Here is a 22346-nt window from a genome sequence, read left to right on the forward strand (position 1 = left end):
TTCGGTATCAGCCCGCGTCCAACACGACCAACCGATTGCATACGACAGTTACGGCGAAAACCGTCGGTCGCCGCATCGGCTGAACTCGATCAGCCTAGGCATGCTCATAAAAACAGTGTGCCAGAACGATCGATTTGAGGATCGCGTCCTCATCGTGGCCGGAGTTGCCCTGGTTGGCTCACGACCTGGCTAATCATGGAGGGAACAACCGAGCCACGGAAGGCACTTTTTTTCAGCGGGGCCACCCGATCCGTCACCTTCTTGGCGTCGCCCCACTCGAAGGCGTCCGCAGATCACACTATCTTCTCTACAGGTAATCCCGGGCGTCTTCGATGAGTGACGTCATACGTAATGTAGAGATCGATGATGAAATCGGACCACCTCCTAACCTGGACGCTCTTGTTCAGCCTCCCTTTACTGAGTGCATGCGGCGGATCCAAGAACACCGACGCCGCCGCAGAACGACCACCGCAAAAAGTTTCGTACGCGGTCGCGACGCAAGACGAGGTCACCGATTACGTTGAACTCGTCGGGCGACTCTCCGCGGACGAAAGCGTCGTGATCCAGTCGCGAGTTTCAGGCTTCCTCCTCAAGACGCACTTTGTCGACGGTCAACGTGTCAAAGAAGGCGACCTGCTGTTCTCGATCGAACCTGACGAATACGAAGCGATCTACAATCAGGCACAAGCACAGATTTCGGTTGCGGAAACACGTCTCGAACTGGCTCGAAAAAAATTCGCCCGTTCGCAAAAGCTGATCGATGGCGATGCGATCTCTCGTGAAGAGTATGACGAAGATCAAGCCGCCGTGGCTGAGGCAGCCGCCCGCGTCATCGCCAGCAAAGCCGACGCGGCCCGTGTCAAACTCGATGTCGGTTACACCAAAATCGTTTCACCGATTACCGGACGTGTTGACCGCGCATTACTCGACGACGGCAACTTCGTCACCGGTGGGTTGGCCGGCGGCACGGTTCTCACCACGGTGGTGAAAGATCACCCGATCAAAGCGATCGCGAACCTCGACGAAAACGTCCGATTGAAATTCATGCGTCGACAACGTGAACTCGCAGGCGACGATTTCAAAGAAGCCAACAAACTCGATGAGTTGCACATACCGTGCTACTTGCAACTGCAAGACGAAAAGGGGTTCCCACACGAAGGCACGCTCGAGTACTCGGAGATCCAAGTCAACGAACGCACCGGCACGTCACAAATCCGCGGCGTCTTTGACAACCAAAACGGACTGCTGACGCCTGGCATGTTTGTGCGTTTGAAAGTCCCGGCGTCCGACGCACACCCGGCCGTTCTGATTCCGGACACCGCCGTTGGAAATGACCAGGCGACAAAATTCGTCTATGTGATCAACGAAAAAGACGAAATCGAACATCGCACCGTCGAGATCGGTGACCGACGCGATAACCTGCGAGTGATCTTGTCCGGCGTCAAATCGGAAGAGTCCGTCGTGGTCGCGGGAATGCAGTTGGTGCAACCCGGGATGAAAGTCACTCCCGTCCTGCAGGGCCAATAGAGGCTGCAGTCAAGTGTTCTCGGGATCGCACCGAGAACGAATCACGTCCGATGGCCCTTCCGACTCCAATACGATCATGTCACAGTTCTTTATCCATCGCCCGATCTTTGCCTGCGTCATTTCGGTATTGATCGTCCTGGCCGGCGGTATTTTTGTTTGGACCCTGCCGATCGCGCAGTACCCGGACATCACTCCACCGTCGGTATTGGTGACCACGAAGTATCCCGGTGCGAGCAGCGAGGTCGTCGCCGAAACGGTCGCCGCACCGATCGAACAACAGGTCACGGGCGTGGAAAACATGCTCTACATGTCCAGCCAATCGACCAACGATGGCGGCTATTCGTTGACCGTGACGTTCGAAGTCGGCGCCGATTTGGACATGTCTCAGGTGCTCGTGCAAAACCGCGTGAACCTGGCCACGCCGGTTCTGCCTGCCGAGGTAAAAAGCATCGGCGTCTCGGTGGTGAAAGCATCGGCCAGCTCGCTGTTGGCCGTGTCTTTTTTCTCGCCCGACCAATCTCGTGACCAGTTGTACCTGAGCAACTTTGCAACCATCCGCGTCAAAGACGAACTCGCTCGACTCTCCGGCGTGGGGAACATCTCGATCATCGGCCAACGCGACTACAGCATGCGGGTTTGGTTGGATCCCGATCGCATGGCCGCACTCGGCCTGGCCGCGAGTGACGTGATCGCGTCTCTGAAAGAACAAAACATTCAAGTCGCCGCCGGGGCTCTCGGCAGACCACCAGTTCCGACGGGCCAAGATTTTCAATACACCCTTAAAACGCTCGGCCGTTTGTCGACCGCCGATGAGTTCGCCGACATCGTTGTCAAAACGGGCGATGACGGGCAGATCGTCCGGCTCAGCGAATTGGTTACCGAGAAACGCACCGATGAAAACGGCAAAGAGTTCGGCGGCATCGGTTTCGGCTCCGGTTTCGAAGACACCAAGTGCAACCTCGACGGCGTCCCTGCCTCGGGACTGATGATCTATCAATTGCCGGGATCCAACGCGCTCGACACCGCGAACCTGGTACGGGCAAAGATGGAGGAACTGCGTGCGACGTTCCCGTCGGGTGTCGATTATTCGATCAGCTATGACACGACGCCGTTCATCAGCGAATCGATCATGGAAGTCTTCAAATCGCTGCGGGACGCGATCCTGTTGGTGGCGATCGTCGTCCTGGTGTTCCTGCAATCCTGGCGTGCGGCAATCATCCCTTTGATCGCGGTTCCCGTTGCGATCATCGGCACGTTTGCGGTGATGGCGGGCATCGGCTTCAGCCTCAACAACCTGTCGCTCTTCGGGTTGGTGCTGGCGATCGGGATCGTGGTCGATGATGCAATCGTGGTGGTCGAAGCGATCGAACATAAACTCGAACATGGCGCCGGTCCGGTCGAGGCGGCCGAGCAAGCGATGCGTGAAGTGACCGCCCCGATCATCGCGATCTCGTTGGTTCTGATGTGTGTGTTCATTCCGTGTTTGTTCATCTCCGGAATCACCGGGCAGTTCTTTCAACAGTTCGCGGCGACGATTGCGGTCTCGACGTTCTTCAGTGCCGTCAATTCTCTCACGCTCAGCCCGGCGCTGAGTGCGTTGCTGCTGCGTCCGAAATCGGAACAGAACGATTGGCTCTCTCGCGGGATGAACTTCTTGTTCGGTTGGTTCTTCAACCTGTTCAATCGCTTCTTCGGCGCCGTCTCGGAGATCTACGCCACCGCGGCCGGTTGGCTCGTTCGCCTGTCGCTCGTCGTGATGCTGATCTACGCTGGCCTGTTGTGGGGAACGTACAAAGGGATGACCACCGTGCCGACGGGTTTTGTTCCGGCACAGGACAAAGGGTATCTGCTCGTCGACATTCAACTGCCCGACTCGGCCTCGCTCGAACGAACCGATCGCGTCGTGAAAATCCTCAGCCAAGCGTTGCTGGGTGATCGCAGTGGCGACAGCGGTCAGTTGGCCCAAACCGTCGCCAATGACCGAGCGAGCGATGGCGAACACGGGCACGAACCGTCCGACGAAGCACACGCAGGTAATTCGGGTTCGATGCCGGGCGTCGATCACACGCTCGAGATCGTGGGACAATCCTTCGTTCAGAATGCCGTCGGATCGAACTTCGCATCGGTGTTCGTGATCCTCGATCCGTTCCACGAACGTGAAGACGATTCGCTGTATTCCGAACAAATCGCGACGCGGGTTCGCCAGGCGGCGGCAAAGGAAATTATCGACGCGCGAGTAGCCGTGTTCGGTCCGCCCCCGGTCGACGGCCTCGGCAGCGGTGGTGGATTCAAAATCATGGTCCGCGACATCGGACAAATGGGACTGTCCGAACTCGAAAGAGTCACGACGGCGGTCTCAGTCGCCGGAACAAAGGAACCGGAAATCATGGGAATGCAAACCGGATTCCGCGCCGACACGCCGCAAATGTTTGTCGACGTGGACCGCGCCAAATGCAAGGCCATGGACATCTCCCTGAGCGAAGTCTTCACGACCCTGCAAACGTATCTCGGCGGATATTACGTCAACGACTTCAACGCATTCGGACGGACCTGGCAGGTGAACTTGCAGGCCGACCCGATGTATCGCCTCACGCCGCAGCAGATCACCGATCTCTATGTCCGTAGCAACAACGGCGACATGGTTCCGCTCGGCACGTTGGCGAAGGTCACCGACACGACCGGCCCCGCCGCCGTGCAGCGTTACAACGGCTTTTCCGCGGCCGCGATTAACGGTGTGGCCATGCCCGGCGTCAGTTCAGGTGACTCGATTAAGACGGTCGAAAAAGTGGTCGCCGAGACCCTGCCTTTCGGATTCGACACACAGTGGACCGAACTGACGTACCTGCAAATTCAAGCCGGCAATACCACGTTAGTCGTGTTCGCGTTGGCTGTCGTGCTCGTTTACCTGGTGCTGGCGGCCCAGTACGAGAGCTTAAAATTGCCGCTGGCCGTCGTGATGGTCGTTCCGATGTGCTTGCTTTGTTCGGTCATCGGCGTGGCCCTGGCCGGGATGGACATTAACATCTTCGTTCAAATCGGTTTTGTCGTTCTGGTCGGTTTGGCGAGTAAGAACGCGATCCTGATCGTTGAGTTCGCCAAAGAGCAACAGGAACAAGGACTCAGCAAATTCGACGCAACAATCATGGCCTGCCGATTGCGACTCCGGCCAATCATCATGACATCGCTGGCGTTTATCCTCGGCGTCGTTCCACTCGTCCTGGGCAGTGGCGCCGGTGCCGAGATGCGATCCACTCTCGGTGTTGCCGTGTTTTCGGGGATGCTCGGCGTGACGTTCTTTGGCATCTTTTTGACGCCGGTGTTCTATTACATTCTCGCCAATCGGACTTCCCCTTCGCAGGAAAGTTAGTGTGTTTCACCGAACCGTCGCTAAACTGAAATCATGGACGCAATCCTACTGGGACTCGTTTTCGTTTGTGGGCTTGGTCATCGCGACGCTGTTCTTTTGCGGATCGGTAACGCCCTCGCTCTTGCCGAGACCGTATTTTGTTCAGGGCGTACTGTCGGGGTTCTCCCTCGCGATTGGGTACGGCGTTGGCGTCTTCTTAGTTTGGATGTGGACGTTTTTGGAACTCCCACACCCGGGCGAGGCGTCCGCGAAACGCTCGAAACTGCTCTCCGTGGTCGCAACGAGTCTTGTTTTCGTGTTCTACATTTGGCGGGCAACGGAGTGGCAAAACTCGATCCGTGAATTGATGGAATTGCCGCCGGTCGAATCAGCCGATCCGTTTCGATTCTTCCTGATCGCGATCATCGTTGCCTGCGTGTTGGTAGCGATCGCGAGAATTCTGATCTACGGCGGTCGCAGGCTTTCAAACGCGTTGCAACGTTTCGTACCGCGCCGGATCGCGATCACGGTCAGCACCCTGGTCGTTTTCATCGTGGCGTTGTTTATCGGCAACGGCGTGATCGCCCGCGGATTGCTGAACGTCGCCGACCGATTTTTCTTGAAGGCCGACCTCTTAATCGATGACAACATCGAACGACCGACACGCGCGTTGGCCTGCGGCAGTGAAGAGTCGTTGGTGGAATGGGAACTGATCGGACGACGCGGCAAAGACTTTATCGGCGGCGGCCCAACCCGTGAAGAAATCAGCAAATTCACCGGCGACGAGGCGATGCATCCGATCCGCGTTTGCGTCGGCATGCGTTCAGTCGACGGAGAAAACGGTCGCGCTGAATTGGCGTTCGAAGAACTCAAACGGGTCGGCGCGTTTGATCGAAAAGTGCTGATCGTCGCAACGCCCACAGGCACCGGATGGCTCGACGAAGGTGCCGTCGACACGATCGAGTATCTTCACCGGGGCGACACCGCAATCGTTAGCGCGCAGTACTCGTATCTCCCTAGTTGGATCACGATTCTCGTCGATCCCTCGCGATCACGCCGATCGGCGACCGCGTTATTCGACAAAGTCTACGCACACTGGACCACGCTGCCGAGAGAAACACGCCCGCGGTTATATCTGTTCGGCCTCAGCCTCGGTTCGTTCGGATGCGAAGACGCCGCCGATCTGCTCGAAACGTTCCAAGACCCAATTAACGGTGCCGTCCTAAGCGGGCCGCCGTTCCCCAGCCATCAATGGCAAACCATTGTCGCTTCACGCAATCCCGATTCGCCGATTTGGATGCCGACGTTTCGAGACGAGTCGATCGTTCGCTTCACGGCACAAAAGAACAGCCTCAACACTGGAAAACCCTGGGGGCCGATTCGAAACGTTTATATCCAACACGCGAGCGATCCGATGGTCTGGTTCTCACCATCGTTAGCGTGGCACCGACCGCAGTGGCTGACCGAACCACGAGGCCCCGACGTCTCGCCCGCGTTGCGTTGGTACCCAATCGTCACGTTCCTGCAAATCGCGTTCGATCTGCCGATGGCCACCAGTGTCCCGATCGGATACGGCCACAACTACTCGCCATCAAACTACATCGACGCCTGGGTCGCCGTGACCGAACCGGACGGATGGTCCCGTGACGAACTGATCCGGTTGAAAGAAGAGTTCCTACCCGCCGCGAATGAGGCCGAGGTTGCCGACGACGATTGAAACGGCACGTTGTAATGATGTGGCATCTGATGCCGCATCAATCATCAGAGGCGGCATCGTCAAAGTGCGAGGCACCTTTATCGATCGTGTTTTTCAATTGCGATTGGGTGAGCACTCCATCCCATACCGCCACGTCGTCGATTTCACCTAACCAATCGCCACCATCACTTACCGAAAGAGCCCGATCAGGACGTCGCCCGATGGTGAAATTTTTCATCGAGGCATGCGAGGTCGCCAAAACATCCTCGCCAACAAGGACGCCATCGACGTAAAGCTTCAATCCGTTCGCCTCACTGACAGTCATGGCCACGTGCGTCCAATCTCCGAGCGTGATGGTACCGGGGATCGACGCGACCTCTACGATCACGCCCTTGCCTGGTAACACCGTCGCCGACACCGAGCGGTCAGGTTCGACTCGGATGAACGCGCCTGCTTGATTCGACTTCTGAGTTCCCGCGATGTAGGACTTGTCCGGAGATTGACTCTTCAACCGCACCCACGCCGCAATTGAGAAGTCGGTTTGCGGAAACGGATTCTCGCTCGTTGAAATGAAGCCTCCCTCGTCCTGGAACGTTGCCGCTCGCCCCAATTTACCGGGGACAAAATGAACAATTCCGCCTACCAACCCATCTCGGGAACCAACCGAATCATCGGCATTTCCGTCAAGATTCCAGTGTCCAATTAAATTTGCGGGAGGCCCCGTCACCACGACGTGCTCACGCCGCTTAGGCCGATACCTCACCGTGAACGTCACGTCACCTTGAACCGTTTCGTCCAAGATAAATCGACCACCAACGCGTTTCGTATCCATCACCTGACCTTGGGACTCAACCACTCGCGCCACCTCCGATGCGGGCAACTCGATTTGAGCGGTCATTCCCGGAGGCAACGCAACGGACAATTCCAACAACTCATTTTCAAACGTCCAATCGATTTTGATTGGTCCGCGTGGTGTCGGCACTTTACCCTTGGCATACTTCAATCCGCCGATGCAGGGTCGAATGCGGGCAACTTCCCATCCTGGAGTCAGGGCTTCGGCACCAAGAATGTATCGCGGCAATAGGTTGGCGGGCGCGGCACCCCAGGCGTGATTCCAATCCTGGTTGGGTTTGTAGTTCTGATCCCATGCTTCCCAGGTGATCGTGGTTCCCGCTCGCACCATATTTTGCCAACTCCGTCGGTTCGGAGCCGTCATCATGGCAACCGCATAGTCATCAGCGCCGTTTTTAAACATCGCTTCCATCAAATATTGGGCCGCATAAACGGAACACCTCATCCCGCGACTTCCCAGCCATTGAGCAATCTGCTCTCGGCTGGATTCAGGCGCTAGCCCGAAAGCGAGGGGAAACAAATTCGCGTGAACCGATTGATGCTCCGTCCCAACACCATCGCGATAACGTCCTGACTCGGCATCAAAGAGCTGCCTCTGAAATTCCCGATAACTCCGTTTCCCGTGTGCAGTGAATTCCTCCACGTCATCATCGATACCGAGACCATGAGCCATTTGAATCATTAACGCGGTTGCTCTCAGGTGAAACGCATTGACAACCGTATTGATTTCCTTGAACTCATAACGATCCCGCTCGCCTGCCGGCCAATCAACGATGTCAGTCCGCTTGATCTGCTGGGCATTGCTATGGATCAATCCATCGGAACCGCGTCGATCGAGCAGCAGTTTCGACTTCACGGACTCGTACCGCTCGGCTAACCACTCGGTGTCGCCCGTTCGCATCCAATCCGCATGCAACATGAACACCATGTGCGGCGCCCATTCCGTCGGCCACGTGCCATGTTTCATCAGATGGTCGAACGTATCTCGGGCCATCTGAACGTCGTGGTCGCAATAGTAGTGACTGAGTTGGTTCAAATAGGCATCGGCTTCGTACGGAATGCGTTCACGATCTCCGTCGACATAAACACCAGCAAACGTGGTGGCTTTGATCGAGTAGCGACACAGTCCCCAGATCTGATTGAGCATCTCATCAGACGATTCAAACGCAGCGGCATTGTCATCCCACGTCGCCGCATACGCCGCTCGCCGCGTTACGTGTTCCGGGCGCAGCTCGCCATCCCAGCCTTCGATCTCGAGCCAACGAAACGGTGCAACAACACCCCACTCTGCCGGCGTCAAAATCGCGCCACGTTTCTGCTGAGTGTTACGCCCGTCAGGCTTGGGCGCCGCAATCACCGAGGCACCGCCATCAACCGTAACGATCGTTTTCAGGTATCGAACCGTACCAGGGGGTGTGCGGTCGATGCGTCCTTCCGCAAACGCCTCACCAAAATGAACGACAACCTCACCGCGTACGCCCGGCGGAGGATTCAGCCGCACATTACCAAACGCAACGCGACCAAAATCGACAAGGTACGCACCTGATTCCATCTGCACGATGTTGACCGGACGCTCATCAACGAGATGCACCGGCGCGGCAGATGTGCAAGGAGTGATGACCAACCATGAGAGAATCGTGGCTACGCTAACAAGTGGGGATCGCATGTGACTCGGTATTCCTCAATATTCGCCGTAAGATAATGGGCTTCGCCGCGGGGCATCGGCTTCCCACGCAGGGGCATCGGCTTCCCACGCAGGGCATCGGCTTCTGATCAGAGCGATGGATACGGGTGACCGACCTCTGGTCAACCCGTAGCGATATTCTAACCATTTCCGAATCACCGCTTGCAACACCTGCTTACTTGTCACAGGCAGCGATCCAGCAAGGCATCTCCCCTGACAACCATCCTCAAACGGATCCAGCATTTCAAGCAATGGCGAGCCAGTCTTAAAACAGCTGGACGTCGCGAGAATTCAGTCCCTCGATGCCTGGCGATATCCGCTATTTCGTTTTAGCAACTGCGTTAGTTAGACGCGTCTGTTGCATCACTCGGCACTTCGGTGATCGTCTCGTCCAAGTCCAAATTAGTATTATTAGCGTCGGGGTTGTCGCTGAGATATTGTCCAATTTCATCACTATTGGTCACAACACCGGGCTCGCTACTATCACAACCAACAAACGCGATCGAACCCGCTACAAAAAACATCAATACGAAATTGCGAAACATGTCTAAATTCCTTTACTACGGTCAAGCTTGAAACAAAAGGGCCGGGCGCACTTGCGCCCGGCCTCGAGAAAGGCGAACTGCGTCCGCCTCAGAATTCTTCTTCGATAACCTCTTTGCCCGCTCGCGTGCCCAAGGCTCCCCAAAGACCAAACGGACTTGCGGAACCAGGAGGCAGGTTGTTGCTCGGGTCATCGCCCACGTGTCGACTGGTCTGGTTGCCCGCCTCGATTGAATCGGTAATAAACTTAACCGCCCCATCGCCCATCAGAATATGGCAGCCGCCTTGGTGACGACTTCCTGCGGGATAAAGGCCATCGGATAGTTCGTTTTCACTCCCATTCGAATCAACACAGAGGTTGCTGTTTGGCGGCGTGACGATGGTCAGGTAACCGTAGACACCACGTCCCATCGCCCACTTGTAACCGCGTCCGGCTTCTTCGGCACCACCGAGGGCGATGCTAGTGAAGTTGGCTCCCGATCTCCAAAATTGCGGACGTTGAGGATCGATGTCACCATCACAAGCTTGGTTCCCACCTTCGTTTCGCGAAACAACAACACTGGTGCTTCCCGATACGAGACGGGTTCGCGTGTCATTGTCGCCCAGGTCCGTCACGATTTCGCCCGCACAAATTGTGTTGGCCAAACCATCGAGAACGTCGCGAAACTTCATCACGTGACGTGAACGAAAGAACCCGCGATTCGAAACACGTGAACGTTGGCGATACGTCGCCACTTGCCACCCCGTTCCGGATTCGTTTCCGCGATCGTCAATGTTGCTGAGCAGTAATGCCGTGGCATCGCCGAGACTCGCGGCGTAATTGGTACGCCCTTGCGCGGGCAAACCGCGTCCTGGATCACTCGGGCATCGCAAGCCGGGCACTTCAGTCAACCAAGGCGTATACGGATCAGTCGTACCGTGGTTCGCGATCGTAAAGCGAGGCTCGCTGCCCATCGGAGGATGGACCACGGTGCCGCCGGGCGCAATGTAAGAATTGCTAATTTGCTCCCACAACCCTTGCTGCTCCATAAAAGGAGTTAACCCGACCAACCAACTCAATTCGAGCACGTTGTCTGGAAGAGGCTTGGCCGCACCGACCTTTTGATTGGTGCCACCGTTTTGCATCGGCAACTGATTGTAGGCGGAGTGATAGTTGTGGACAGCCAGACCAATTTGCTTGAAATTGTTGCTACAGCTCATCCGCCGAGCCGCCTCACGAGCGGCCTGAACAGCCGGCAACAGCAAGCCGACCAAGACGCCGATGATTGCGATCACGACCAGCAATTCGACGAGGGTAAACGCGGGACGAAGAACAGAACGCTTCATGGTAAAGATTCCCAAACGAGGAGAGAGGATTGGTGAAAACACACCAAAAGAAAGAAATCGGTTCGAGACGAGTCTCGAGTACGAAGGATGGTTATCGGTGGGCATTTATTTTTCCTTTGTTGCTGAAAACTCGCTGAATCGTCCGGCACCGAGACGCATGACCAACTCCAATTCATTAGCCGTTAGTGCGCCATCCCATACCGCCACATCGTCGATCTTACCGCTCCAATAACAATTCGATCCGCCGATTTGCACCGGATCAGGCCGTCGCGCGATGGTGAAGTTGCCGGCCACGACATGCGATTTGCCGGCGTCGCCAGACCCGACGAGGCCGCCATTGAAGTACAGCTTTAACCCGTTCACCCTGCTGACGGTCATTGCGACATGCGTCCATTGCCCGATCACACATTTTCTCGCCGACGAGGCCGCTTCGATGATCACGTTGTCATTCGGGAGCACCTTCGCCATCAAAGTCAGATTGGGTTCCACACGCAAAAACGCGCCCGCCACGGACGACTTCTGAGCCCCCGCGATGTAGGCTTCCGTCGTTGACATTTCGTCCATCGAAACCCATGCCGCTAAGGTAAAGTCCGTGCGAGGCAGTGGGTCGGCACCCATCACGATGAAGTCGCCGTCACCGTCAAATGCTGCGGCTTGCCCCAATCGTCCGGGCACAAATGAAACGTCCCCACTCACGTTGCCGTGGTGCACTCCAACGGAATCTTTTACGTTCCCATCAAACGTCCAGTGCGCCACCAACTCGGCCGCGGATAGCGAGACCGTGGTTTGATCACGCGGCCTCGATTGCCATAATCTTCTTATCGACAACGCGTGTGAGTGATTGTCGGGATCGTGCAGCGAAACGACCCCGACCTCTCCATCCATCGTCGCCGCCTGATTCGCCGTCAACCGAACCGGGTCCGCAGGGCGATCCTCGATCGACTCAGACGACAAGAGCTCCACGACGCCTGACAAGACGACAACATTGAGTTCGCCGCTCGGTTGCACCTCAACACCAAATCGCGTGCCCAGATCAACAACTCGCGACTTCTCGGTACGAATCGTAAAGCCCTTCGACTCGGGCGTTTCGCATTGAGCGACCAGCTTGCCAACCTTCAGGTATCCCGAGTTGACGCTGCCCGGTTGGCTGCCGACCCAAAACTCAACGGGGCCTTGTAACACAACCTCAGCCCCCGAGTTGTATCGCAGCTCCGCGACGCCACTTTTAAGGACCAGTTTCTGCCCCGCATTGATCCCCGTATTGATCGGTGGCGAAAACCCGTCCCAATCCGGCAGATCCACACCCACCAAACGCGCGATCGGACCAGATGTCGCGCTCGCGACGTCGCCGCGATGCGCATCAGATCGTGGCGAGAAACGAGTCCCCCAGTACCCACCACACACACCCAACAGAACCGCCGCGGCAAAGTAAGCGAGTCGCAACGGATGGCTGTGCCAATCAAAGACACTCCATGCGGCCCTCGGCAATGACACAGGGTGAGAAGCCTCACTCTCGGCTAACGCTTCACTCGGACGCAGACCGCCCCCCGCCCAAGTCCGTATGTTTGTCGCATCCCACAGGCAGGCCCGGTAAAAATGATTGATGTCCGGACTGCTCGCAACAAGCCGGCTCAACTCCTCCGACTCGTCTTGCGTCAACTCATCGTGCAGAGAGCCTTCAACGAGTCGGATGATTTCTTCTTGCAATTTTTGCGGCAGAGGATCATTCACTGGAAGCCTCCGCCATTGCGAGCCCGTCAACGCACCTCACCAATGACAACCGAAGTCGCCGAACCGTCTGCCTCACGCTATCAAAACTGCGACCGACATCGGCGGCGATGTCCCGGCGGTCCTCCAATCCCGAATAATATCGCTTCAACAACTCACGATGACCGGCACTGAGCTTTTGCAAGCAGATCAATAAGTTCCGCTGTCGAACCTCAACCTCGTCGATGTCCTGCGTGAACTGCTCAGCAACTGCATCCAAAAACTCATTCGTCATGCGTGAGCCTTCACGCTCGGACTTTTTTCGGTGAGCGAGAACCAAATAGTGTGCGATCGTCCGCGCCCAAGCACCAAAATCTCGAGACGAATCGTATTGGTCGAATTGCTGCCAGAGGCGAATACGGGTCTGCTGTGCGATATCGTCCGCATCCGACCAACGAGGCACTAGCGCCAGAATATAGGCATACAAACGCCGCTCCTCATTGCCGAGCAAGCGTATGAATTCCAAAGTGCGATCGCTTTCAGCGGCGCGAGGGCTGTCCCCGATCTCCACCATTCATTCTCCCGTATCCGAGTAACCCGTAGACTTGCAACTAAAAGTAATAAGCCCAAAAAGGCATTCTGTGACGCGGAACTTTCCCCAAATTATCCTTTTCTCTGAAAACCCCTTACAGAGGCCCCAACGTCACCCGCCGAATAGGCGGCAACATCGAAGAGATTGTCGATCAGCCGAGTGAACACTTGCAAACTATCTCGCACCTTGGCGACGGCCTGCATCCGCGATCACGTACCAATGGAAGCTAGGCAACAACATGACCACGCGTGGTCCAGACCCGTTTCTCGCAAGAATTGCCTTAAAGATTTTCAGTAGCGATCTGGACCGTGAGGCCAACGAAGATAGCACCATCGATCCGGTTCAGAATCGGTTGACCACCCGCAGATTTCATGAACCACGTGTTCCGCTGCTTACCAAGGCGACGACACCTGCGAAGACAACGAGTGCGACCAGGATAAACACGCACCAAGAGCGATTAACTGCATCGCGACCAATCTTCTCGGCAACGACGACACCGTCCCACCTCACGCGAAACGACAGCCACGCGAGATCCATCGGGTATCCTGCCCCGACAAACTTGAGCAATGCGACCACGTCGATGCGCATATGAGCGTCACAACGCCAATCGCTACCGCGAACGCGTGAACAATCACCCCCGTGCACAATCCGTCCGTGACGAGCAACCTCGCAGGCAATCCGCTCATCGCTGATTGAGCGAGCACGAAAACATTGTCGAGTCCGGCCGCCAACGCCAAGAGCACCGTTGCAACAACGAACCCCAACAGGGATTCAAATGAGAGCATGAATTCGAGAGATCGTTTTCGCACACCTATCGCCGACACCCATTGACATCATAGTGAAAAGCCACGACAAGCCATTCCGGCTGCTTACGAGAAACGTTGGCCACAGGATTATTCGAATTCGTCCTCACGCCGAGTGTAGAGCGAATTGACGTAGCGACGGGACTGCGTAATTAAAACGGCAGCGGGCAATAGACAATACATGGCAGCCCCTATCACCGAAACGATCAACGACGACCAATCACGCGACTGCGCAACCCAAAAACAAGCACTGACCGCTGAAAAGCCACACATTGGTCCAAACAGTAACCAGACACCAATCAAGGTCAATCGGTTCGGCGGTGCAGACGCGAGTGCACTGTACTTCGGAACAAAATTATCATGCCACACATCCTGGTTAAGTCGCTCACCAATCGGTACATAGCCACTTCTCGTCGGGAGCAAAGGTGAACGAGCGACAAGAGGATGCGTATTCTTAGAGCTCATGCTACAGCTAGTATCTCTCGATGAATCATTCGTTCTACGCCAATAACCGAACCAAGCGAACCGTATCCCGTTAACGACCTCGACTTCCCCACGCTCGCGGCAGTTCGCTCAATCAGCAAATTCGCCAATAGGCTCTTCTCTCCTACATACGAACGCGACAACCGCTAACGGACCTTTTGCTCGCCGCGATGATTTCGTTCAAATTCGTCAGCCATCATTCCGGCGTCCACCTCAGGATCGATAACTGCATCTTGAATTTCCGTTCCACCAGCAGGAACCGACTCGCCCGACAACTCGGTCGCCGATTGTGGATTAGGGCCTGACTCGCTGCGAGAACAACCACCCACGCCCACCAGCATCAGCGACAACAACTGGGCCGATAAGAATCGTTGATTCATTTTAATTCGCCAGGAAAAGAGATTTCAGATGGATAACGAAAGCACGATACGTGTGGAGACGAATGACTTCAACCTCGAGATTATCAGCGGCACTCTCCGCTCCACGACACCGCGCGTCAATCCGTCACAGTGTATCGGGAAGCAACCGACAGCATCTTACCACTTCACCGAATCCGAGATCGACGGACTACTTGGATTTCCAGACCCCAGTCCGGATCAAGATGCAACGCGACGCGGTTCCGGCAATGCCGCAATACACCCTCCTGGCAGAAGGGTCGAGCGAAGCGTGGAGAGGTCGAACGCTGATCAACCTGACCAGCATCACCCCATTCCCGGTTCACGTAGTAATTGACCACGAAAAGCCCGAACGAAACGAAAGCACAGCCGGTCGGAACAGCGCCCCGCTTGGTCCGCCCAACGACGATGAACGTGTGCGATTGAAACCAGCGGAAAACGTGAGCACGAAAGCAGACCGGATCAAGCCGTAATGCGAATCAGCCAAAGATTCGTGCCCATATGAGAAGGTACAGATTGCAAACCAGGGTTGACGCGAAATAGGTCGCCAATCCGAACAAGACATACATTGATGGCCCCGAACTACGGCGTCCAAGATAGCGAAAAACCACATAGAACGCCGCAAAGATGACAGCGCCATGCAGTCCTCCCATGAACACGCTCGCCTTGGGTCCCAAAACGGAAAACGGCATCAATAACAACGCCCACGGAGGAGGAACGTACATTGCTAAATTCCTTGAGAGAGAGAGGGCGTTGGTAATGTCAACCGCAACCGGCATTACCTCGTCGCGCGACAAATGGGTAGAAGATTCAAGTGTCCAGACAACCTTTCTTGGCCTCCAATGCCATCCATCTGCCATCATCGTCCCGTTGTCTGTGAAATGGATTTGCACCTATTCACACGATTCCTAATGCGCGGGAAATTACCAGGCGTGAACTCAAATATCGAAAAACACTTTTTCAAATCACTGCAACGGAGACGATGCGGACGTGGAAGCAGAATTTTTTGTTACGGCAGCGATTTCACTTTGCCTATACAACCGAACAAATTACAGGCAGTTGACGCCGAAATTGGCGGCGACAATCGTTGACCGCTCGCCGAGGCATGAGTGCAATTCGCTACCAACCACATGTAGCGAGTCATGGATAGATGACCAACGACCCCCAATGACAAAAACACCAGCGATAGGCGAACGACACTCTCGCGACCGATTACATCGTTCTCCCGCGCTGGATACGCCAGACTGCCGCACGACATGTACACGAAATTCCATTTCTAGCACGTCTAATATACCACCTTGTTTTTCTCATTATTTGGATTGAAAGCTCTATAGCGATTGCAGCGTCACAGACAGGTGTCATCGACGGGGCAACGGCTTAAAGGGTCCCATCATGCGAGTAAAATTGGACAATTTCTTCACGCTAGTAAGGTTGGGGCGTTCTTAGGGGGTAGAGTTCCATCGAGCGCAGTTTTCAGAAACAACCGTTGACGGTCCGCCCGACGATGAACTCCCTGACCTACGACTTCTGTAACGGGAAAAGATTCGGGGTGTAGCAGGTAATTGCTATTAAGGTTCGGAGGATTTTTTTGAAGTCAGAAAGCGAACCTCGTAGAACCCGTACACCCCTTTTAGAACCGGCTGACAAATGGACGAAACAGCGACAAAGAGTAGCGAGGCACTAGCATCGCTGCTGAGCCAGGAGACACTTTGGCGAAGAATTGTCGACAACGCGCCCGCAATGCTTTGGTGCATTGACCATCAGGGGATGCCCGTTTTCTACAATCAGAAGTGGATGCGTTTTGCCGGCTTGAGTGACGGATGTGATCTCGGCGATGCCTGGATCTCGAAGCTACACCCTGACGATCACGACTGGGTACTTGAGTCCTCAGGAAAATCATTGAGGAAACGCAGGTCCATACATTTGGAGTATCGCCTACAGAGATTTGACGGCGAATATCGTCATGTACTCGACATGGGAGAACCGCAATTCGATGCCGATGGTGACTTCATCGGCTATATCGGAAGCACTGTTGACATTACGGAACAACGAAAAGACGCAACGGAACTGGAACGTACAAACGAGCAATTGAATCGCACCGCTCGTGAAATCACGTGGTTGAACGAACTGAATGATCACTTGCAAGTATGCAAGACGATCGATGAAACAGTCCCGATTTTGAAACGCTATGGTGGCTTGCTGTTTCCTGATGCATCGGTTTCGATAGGTTTGATCAGCGAGTCAAGAAACGTTGTTGAACCATTTGTATCTTGGGGGGAATCAGCAACGCTGAATCGCATGTTTTCACCCCACGAATGCTGGGCGTTGCGACGCGGAAAACCACATATTGAGTCCCCCTGCGAATCCGGTTCGCTCTGCCCGAATACCAAAACGTGTTCCATCAAATTTGGCTACGCTTGCATTCCGATGATTGCCTATGGCGAAGTGCTAGGCGTGATGAACGTATGCTTTCACAATAAAGGCATTGAAGACGAAACCCGAGGCGGGCTGAACAGCTGCCTAGCGAAAACCACTGCAGACCAAACAGCCTTGGCAATTGCGAACCTGAAGCTGCGGGAAACGCTACAGCATCAATCGACCAGGGATCCACTCACACAACTATACAACCGCCGATTTTTGCTGGACAACCTAGATCGAGAAGTTTGCAGAGCAAAGAGAGACGGCAATACGGTTGCGGTGTTGATGCTGGACATTGATCATTTCAAGCGATTCAACGACACCTATGGACACGAGGCAGGAGACATTGTGTTACGTGAAGTGGGTTCGCTGTTGCGTCAATCAGTCCGGAGCGTGGATTTGCCATGCCGCTATGGAGGAGAAGAATTCATGATCGTGTTGGTCGACACTGATGAAGCCAGTGGAATCGCTCGTGCGGAGGACATACGCAAAAAGGTATCCAAACTGGCCATTGAACTTGGCCGTAAGCCACTTGGAAATGTGACGGCTTCGATAGGCCTTTCTTTCTACCCCTCCGACGCGGACACTATCGAAAAGATGATTTCAACAGCAGATCAGGCGCTTTATGCGGCAAAAGCTGCGGGGAGAAATCGCGTTGTCGAATTTCGGTCCATGGTTTCAAAAGGAAATGAAACCTCCTCGAAAGTCGTGTCCGCCTCTGCACTGCCACACGTAGGATTTGGCAGTAACCAAGGACTCAGCGGAATCGTCAACTGATTCCTAGAGTTGGGATGGCATCTTCTGAAGAATCGCCATCAATTGCGTGCGTTGGCGTTTAGCCGCTCGAGTCCAAGTGGCAACTCAAACTGATCTTTGACCGGTGCTCGCCAAGGCGGAAACACATGTGCTTGCAGCGGTCAATCGTGTCGGGCTGTTTGGGTCGCCTGATGAAAACGCAAAACTCTCGCCGAAAATCGCACGGTCAACTTCATCGGCGTCCCTGCCTTTGCTTCGACGTCACCCTGGAACTCGAGACCTTTCCGAGCAGGAACACGAGTCATGCTCCGCGTAGAGGATGTGGTTCTGCGGTGTTCGCCCTAGTCGGAAAATATGAGGCTGATCTTGGCACGCGGATAGCTATCTCGCATTGAAACCGGGTTGCCGGCTTCCGATGCCAGGATTGCGATGAGACAGGTCTCGTGTTCACCGGACAGTTTTTCCGATCGATCTGCGGTCATTGGAATCAGTGTTTTCTGGGGCCCGGGGATTTCGCTCAGCGGTAATGAGATGATCAAGGTGACCGGTGGTTAACACCACCGGCAATCGTTGTGTCGACCTTTCAGGCCTGGAGAGACTGCAGGTGGGGTTGGTTAGTGAAGGGGAGTTGTGGGGACAAATTGCGGAGCAATTTGGCGACTAGGGTTGCTCGGATTTTGGGTCGAGGTGACCGGTGGTTAACACCACCGGCAATCGTTGTGTCGGCCTTTCAGGCCTGGGGAGACTGCAGGTGGGGTTGGTTAGTGAAGGGGAGTTGTGGGGACAAGTTGGGGAGCAATTTGGCGACTATGTCTGCTCGGAATTTGTGTCGAGGTGACCGGTGGTTAACTCCACCGGCAATCGTTGTGTCGGCCTTTCAGGCCTGGGGAGACTGCAGGTGGGGTTGGTTAGTGAACGGAGTTGCGGGGACAAATTGCGGAGCAATTTGGCGACTAGGGTGCTGCACCTCGCGTTTGGGTTCCCGCATGCCGTTCTTGTTGAACGGCTCAGCTCGCCTGAACGTGGTCCACCGTTTTGCTACGGTGGGTACGGTAAAAGTAGAGGTGCTTTAGAACTGCATCTTGTACTTGTCGGTCATTTGCCGACGTATCGATGCGGTCATCTTATCGATCTGTGAGAGCACGCCGCGGAAATCAGCGTAGGCGTTGCCTCGTGCGTACGCGTCGGTGACGCGTTGATAGTCGGCGGACGAGTTAGGGTCGTAGTAACCGTATCCGTAACCGTAATACGTTCCGCTCGAGAGTCCCTGACTCGCTTTCGTCTTCCCGGCTTCAATGTTACCCGAGCGTACCGTTAACGCATTGCCTCGCAGCAACTCAGCGACGTCACTGCCGTATTGCACCATCACGGGATCAACATTCAGGGTTCCCATTTCGTCGAGACGGCGAGCCTGTTGATCGTTCCACTTTGCCAGTCCGCCCGTCGTCTGCGATTTGTGTTTGCGGACCTGCTCGATCGACTTGTTAACTTCCTCAAAGTAATGCTTCGTCGTGTAGGCCACCTGTTCGCTCGCCGAGCCCGGCGAATCGGTGAGTTTGAGCAAGCGATCCGAAACGTTGTTCGCTTCATTGGACAGCGTGAAGATGTTCAACAAACCACCCAAAGAAGCTTCCGTGATCGCGCCGCTGAATGCGAGTTGGTTGCCTTCCGATTTGACTTCCCACGACAACACTTCGGGGGCGGCGGTGCCATTGCGTTCGAGAATCTCCGCGAGCAACTCATTGGCGATCTGCTTGAGGCTGGCTGGTGATTTATCAAAGTCGAGAGTAAAGATGCACTGCTTCAGACTCTTGCGTCCGATGATCACGCTGAACCCTTTGATCGACGCCAACGTACTGGCCACGGCGTCGGGTTGGTTTGATTTCAACGACGTGAACTTTTCGAGCTTAGCGGCCAAAGGCACGGGCGAGATAAGATTGCGTACGTCGGCGGCAATCATGAACGAGAGATACGACTCGTTCTGTTTAGACAATTCCGCCAAATAGCTCGAGTCGTTGATGTTCGCGTCGGACTGGATCCAGCGAGACAACAAAGATCGGTTTGCGGGACGTAGGAAACCGAGGCGATTGTTTTCCAAAGGGATCAAATAGGACTGGCGTGGCGACCACACGATCGGTGTTCCGATGATCGAATCGACATAGCCGTCGACCGCAGCGGCGATCTTCTCTGCATCGGGGGCCGTTTTCGTTGTCACGTATCCGGCTTCCCAGCGAGGACGTAGCGACGACAAATCTAAATCCGAAATCAGCCAAATATCGGCGACTTGCTCGGTCAACCGCGACGAAAACTCCGCGTCGCTCATCAATTGATTGAGCGAGGGAACGTGAACGTATGCGATCGCGTTGGCGGGCGACGGCGACTGTTCGAGCAGTTTCGCGAGCTTGGTATCTTGGGCATTCGCGGAGGCAAACAGGCTCGCGCAGACGCAGATCGATGCAAAAAGCCGTGCAAAATTTGAAAACATCTTCTCGGAGCCAGGGTGCAGAGGTGTCGGAATGGATCGTGACGGTCGCCACGAGTCTACTTTCACGCCCTGCCCCAATCAACCAACGCCCGGATGCCTTCCGCGAGGGTTCACGCGAGATCCACACGCTCATTTCACGCAGCGGGGCTCCCGTTGTTTTAGTGGTGGAGGTGCGGAGTCGCACCGCTCGGTGAATTTACACGGTTGATGCGTTAACTCCCTACTCACACCTCCGCCGCACCACTCGACCGGCAATCTCGGCCGAGCGCGTCGGCGATCAACCTTCACAAAGAATTTTCATCGCAGTGCCGTTTTTTACGATGAACTTTTGTCGAGATGCCGTTTTGAATCCGATTGGCGATGCGGTTCGCGACTTACCGTAAACGGCATAGGTTCGTGGGAGGCTGCGTCTACCTGGATTGTGCACCACCGCCGGACGACGGTGGCTACATTTAATACGGAATCGGTCTAACCGCCACCGACGAGGGTCACGACCTCGACACGATCGCCTTCGTTGACGACGTATTCGCCGTGCTGTTCACGCGGAACGACGTCCTCGTTCACTTCCACGGCAAGATAGTTTTTGGGCACCTCGACGCTCTTGATCAGCTCGTCGATCGACATCGGCCGATCGACTTCGGTAGGTTTCCCGTTGACTGTGATCCGAATCATGAGGCTTCGTCAAAGGCGGCGTCGAAGGCCACGTTGGACGGCGAGAAGTCAAGCTTCTTCGTGAACGCACATGCTTCGCGAGCACCAAACGTCCGTTCCATTCCGGAATCTTCCCATTCGATCGACAACGGACCTTGGTAGTCGATTACGTTGAGAGCACGGATGATTTCTTCGAAGTTCACGCCGCCACGACCGGGGCTGCGGAAATCCCATCCGCGTCGTGGGTCGCCAAAGTTCAGGTGGCTGCAATTGATGCCCGATTTGCCGTCGAGGGTGACAATCGCGTCCTTGATATGGACATGGTAAATGCGATCGGGGAATGCACGAATGAATTCAACCGGGTCGATTCCCTGCCAAATCAAATGGCTCGGGTCGAAGTTAAACCCGAACTCGGGGCGATGGTCGAGTGCTTCGAGGGCCTTTTGAGCGGTGTGAATATCGAACGCGATTTCGGTGGGGTGAACTTCCAGAGCAAATCGAACACCGCACTGGCCGAACACGTCGAGGATCGGATTGAAACGCTCGGCGAGCAATTCGAATCCCGCGTCGATCATCTTTTGCGGAACCGGTGGGAACGAATACAGCAGATGCCAGATGCTGCTGCCGGTAAATCCATTGACCACATCGACGCCGAATTTCTGAGCCGCACGTGCGGTGTTGGCGAGCTCTTCGGCCGCCCTTTGGTTCACGCCCGCCGGGTCACCGTCACCCCAAACATAGTCGGGAAGGATCGCTTGGTGGCGTTCGTCGATATTGTCCAGCACGGCTTGGCCGACGAGGTGAGCACTGATTGCCCGGCACTGCAGATTGTTTTTTTCGAGCAACGCGTGGTGTTTGTCGCAATAATCGTCTTCGGCCAACGCTCGGTCGACTTCGAAGTGATCGCCCCAACAGGCCAATTCGATGCCGTCATAGCCGAAGTCCGCGGTCATCGCAGCCATTTCGTTGATCGGCAAATCGGCCCACTGACCGGTAAAAAGTGTGACGGGACGAGGCATTGAGGATGCTCCTGAGATTGAAAACGGGTTGAGCGAGTGATACAGCGTGCGGCGATCATTTTG

Annotated in this window: 16 protein-coding genes; 4 read left to right on the forward strand and 12 right to left on the reverse strand. The window is 55.2% G+C overall.

The window, feature by feature from the left end; translation table 11 throughout:
* The first annotated feature begins 363 nt into the window (after positions 1-363).
* The 3 genes from FHS27_RS17365 (at position 364) to FHS27_RS17375 (ending at position 6590) form a co-directional block, all read left to right on the forward strand.
* Positions 364-1527: an efflux RND transporter periplasmic adaptor subunit gene (locus FHS27_RS17365; RefSeq protein ID WP_221225173.1), complete on the forward strand. Its 1164-nt coding sequence runs from the start codon at positions 364-366 to the stop codon at positions 1525-1527.
* A 76-nt stretch (positions 1528-1603) separates the two neighbouring features.
* Positions 1604-4894, forward strand: a complete 3291-nt coding sequence (locus FHS27_RS17370; RefSeq protein WP_184306144.1) for an efflux RND transporter permease subunit — start codon at positions 1604-1606, stop codon at positions 4892-4894.
* A gap of 1 nt (position 4895) precedes the next feature.
* A complete protein-coding gene (locus FHS27_RS17375) occupies positions 4896-6590 on the forward strand; it encodes an alpha/beta hydrolase (protein WP_184306145.1) in 1695 nt (564 codons plus the stop codon).
* A gap of 37 nt (positions 6591-6627) precedes the next feature.
* Here the strand turns inward: FHS27_RS17375 and FHS27_RS17380 are convergent, their stop codons facing one another.
* The 8 genes from FHS27_RS17380 to FHS27_RS17415 all read right to left on the reverse strand — a co-directional run bounded on the left by FHS27_RS17380 (position 6628) and on the right by FHS27_RS17415 (position 15679).
* Entirely contained in the window at positions 6628-9087 is a 2460-nt protein-coding gene (locus tag FHS27_RS17380; protein ID WP_246419983.1) for a family 78 glycoside hydrolase catalytic domain, read from the reverse strand.
* A 359-nt stretch (positions 9088-9446) separates the two neighbouring features.
* The gene (locus tag FHS27_RS17385; protein WP_184306146.1) at positions 9447-9650 is read right to left on the reverse strand and encodes a hypothetical protein; all 204 of its coding nucleotides are present in this window, start codon (positions 9648-9650) and stop codon (positions 9447-9449) included.
* Between the two features lie 88 nt (positions 9651-9738).
* Positions 9739-10974, reverse strand: coding sequence for a DUF1559 domain-containing protein (locus tag FHS27_RS17390; protein WP_184306147.1), 1236 nt, complete (start codon positions 10972-10974; stop codon positions 9739-9741).
* 105 nt (positions 10975-11079) lie between these two features.
* A complete protein-coding gene (locus FHS27_RS17395; RefSeq protein WP_184306148.1) occupies positions 11080-12705 on the reverse strand; it encodes a LamG-like jellyroll fold domain-containing protein in 1626 nt (541 codons plus the stop codon).
* Complete coding sequence (locus tag FHS27_RS17400; RefSeq protein ID WP_246419984.1) at positions 12698-13207, reverse strand: sigma-70 family RNA polymerase sigma factor; 510 nt, start codon at positions 13205-13207, stop codon at positions 12698-12700. The genes FHS27_RS17395 and FHS27_RS17400 overlap by 8 nt, the downstream gene beginning before the upstream one ends.
* A gap of 572 nt (positions 13208-13779) precedes the next feature.
* A complete protein-coding gene (locus FHS27_RS30820) occupies positions 13780-14058 on the reverse strand; it encodes a hypothetical protein (RefSeq protein ID WP_221225175.1) in 279 nt (92 codons plus the stop codon).
* Positions 14059-14705: 647 nt separating this feature from the next.
* Positions 14706-14939, reverse strand: a complete 234-nt coding sequence (locus tag FHS27_RS17410) for a hypothetical protein (RefSeq protein ID WP_184306150.1) — start codon at positions 14937-14939, stop codon at positions 14706-14708.
* Between the two features lie 494 nt (positions 14940-15433).
* The gene (locus FHS27_RS17415) at positions 15434-15679 is read right to left on the reverse strand and encodes a hypothetical protein (protein WP_184306151.1); all 246 of its coding nucleotides are present in this window, start codon (positions 15677-15679) and stop codon (positions 15434-15436) included.
* Positions 15680-16601: 922 nt separating this feature from the next.
* On the opposite strand from FHS27_RS17415, the gene FHS27_RS17420 reads away from it, so the two are divergent.
* Positions 16602-18149: a sensor domain-containing diguanylate cyclase gene (locus FHS27_RS17420; protein ID WP_184306152.1), complete on the forward strand. Its 1548-nt coding sequence runs from the start codon at positions 16602-16604 to the stop codon at positions 18147-18149.
* A 320-nt stretch (positions 18150-18469) separates the two neighbouring features.
* On the opposite strand, the gene FHS27_RS17425 is transcribed toward FHS27_RS17420, so the two are convergent.
* From FHS27_RS17425 to FHS27_RS17440, 4 genes are all read right to left on the reverse strand, one after another.
* Complete coding sequence (locus tag FHS27_RS17425) at positions 18470-18610, reverse strand: hypothetical protein (protein WP_184306153.1); 141 nt, start codon at positions 18608-18610, stop codon at positions 18470-18472.
* A 587-nt stretch (positions 18611-19197) separates the two neighbouring features.
* Positions 19198-20613: a hypothetical protein gene (locus tag FHS27_RS17430; RefSeq protein WP_184306154.1), complete on the reverse strand. Its 1416-nt coding sequence runs from the start codon at positions 20611-20613 to the stop codon at positions 19198-19200.
* A gap of 468 nt (positions 20614-21081) precedes the next feature.
* Entirely contained in the window at positions 21082-21285 is a 204-nt protein-coding gene (gene thiS, locus FHS27_RS17435; RefSeq protein WP_009094900.1) for a sulfur carrier protein ThiS, read from the reverse strand.
* Positions 21282-22283 (reverse strand): sugar phosphate isomerase/epimerase family protein, encoded by a 1002-nt coding sequence (locus FHS27_RS17440; RefSeq protein ID WP_044251760.1) that lies wholly within the window; start codon positions 22281-22283, stop codon positions 21282-21284. The genes thiS and FHS27_RS17440 overlap by 4 nt, the downstream gene beginning before the upstream one ends.
* Between the last annotated feature and the right edge of the window lie 63 nt (positions 22284-22346).

This window comes from Aporhodopirellula rubra (genome assembly GCF_014192335.1).
GTDB classification, from domain to species: Bacteria; Planctomycetota; Planctomycetia; order Pirellulales; family Pirellulaceae; genus Rhodopirellula; species Rhodopirellula rubra.

Coding starts and splice junctions, on each gene's coding strand:
- FHS27_RS17390 (WP_184306147.1), bottom strand. CDS start 10,974: ATGAAGCGTTCTGTTCTTCGTCCCGCGTTTACCCTCGTCGAATTGCTG.
- FHS27_RS17440 (WP_044251760.1), bottom strand. CDS start 22,283: ATGCCTCGTCCCGTCACACTTTTTACCGGTCAGTGGGCCGATTTGCCG.
- FHS27_RS17410 (WP_184306150.1), bottom strand. CDS start 14,939: ATGAATCAACGATTCTTATCGGCCCAGTTGTTGTCGCTGATGCTGGTG.
- FHS27_RS17385 (WP_184306146.1), bottom strand. CDS start 9,650: ATGTTTCGCAATTTCGTATTGATGTTTTTTGTAGCGGGTTCGATCGCG.
- FHS27_RS17430 (WP_184306154.1), bottom strand. CDS start 20,613: ATGTTTTCAAATTTTGCACGGCTTTTTGCATCGATCTGCGTCTGCGCG.
- thiS (WP_009094900.1), bottom strand. CDS start 21,285: ATGATTCGGATCACAGTCAACGGGAAACCTACCGAAGTCGATCGGCCG.
- FHS27_RS17415 (WP_184306151.1), bottom strand. CDS start 15,679: ATGTACGTTCCTCCTCCGTGGGCGTTGTTATTGATGCCGTTTTCCGTT.
- FHS27_RS17380 (WP_246419983.1), bottom strand. CDS start 9,087: ATGCGATCCCCACTTGTTAGCGTAGCCACGATTCTCTCATGGTTGGTC.
- FHS27_RS17420 (WP_184306152.1), top strand. CDS start 16,602: ATGGACGAAACAGCGACAAAGAGTAGCGAGGCACTAGCATCGCTGCTG.
- FHS27_RS17425 (WP_184306153.1), bottom strand. CDS start 18,610: ATGACCGCAGATCGATCGGAAAAACTGTCCGGTGAACACGAGACCTGT.
- FHS27_RS17370 (WP_184306144.1), top strand. CDS start 1,604: ATGTCACAGTTCTTTATCCATCGCCCGATCTTTGCCTGCGTCATTTCG.
- FHS27_RS30820 (WP_221225175.1), bottom strand. CDS start 14,058: ATGCTCTCATTTGAATCCCTGTTGGGGTTCGTTGTTGCAACGGTGCTC.
- FHS27_RS17365 (WP_221225173.1), top strand. CDS start 364: ATGATGAAATCGGACCACCTCCTAACCTGGACGCTCTTGTTCAGCCTC.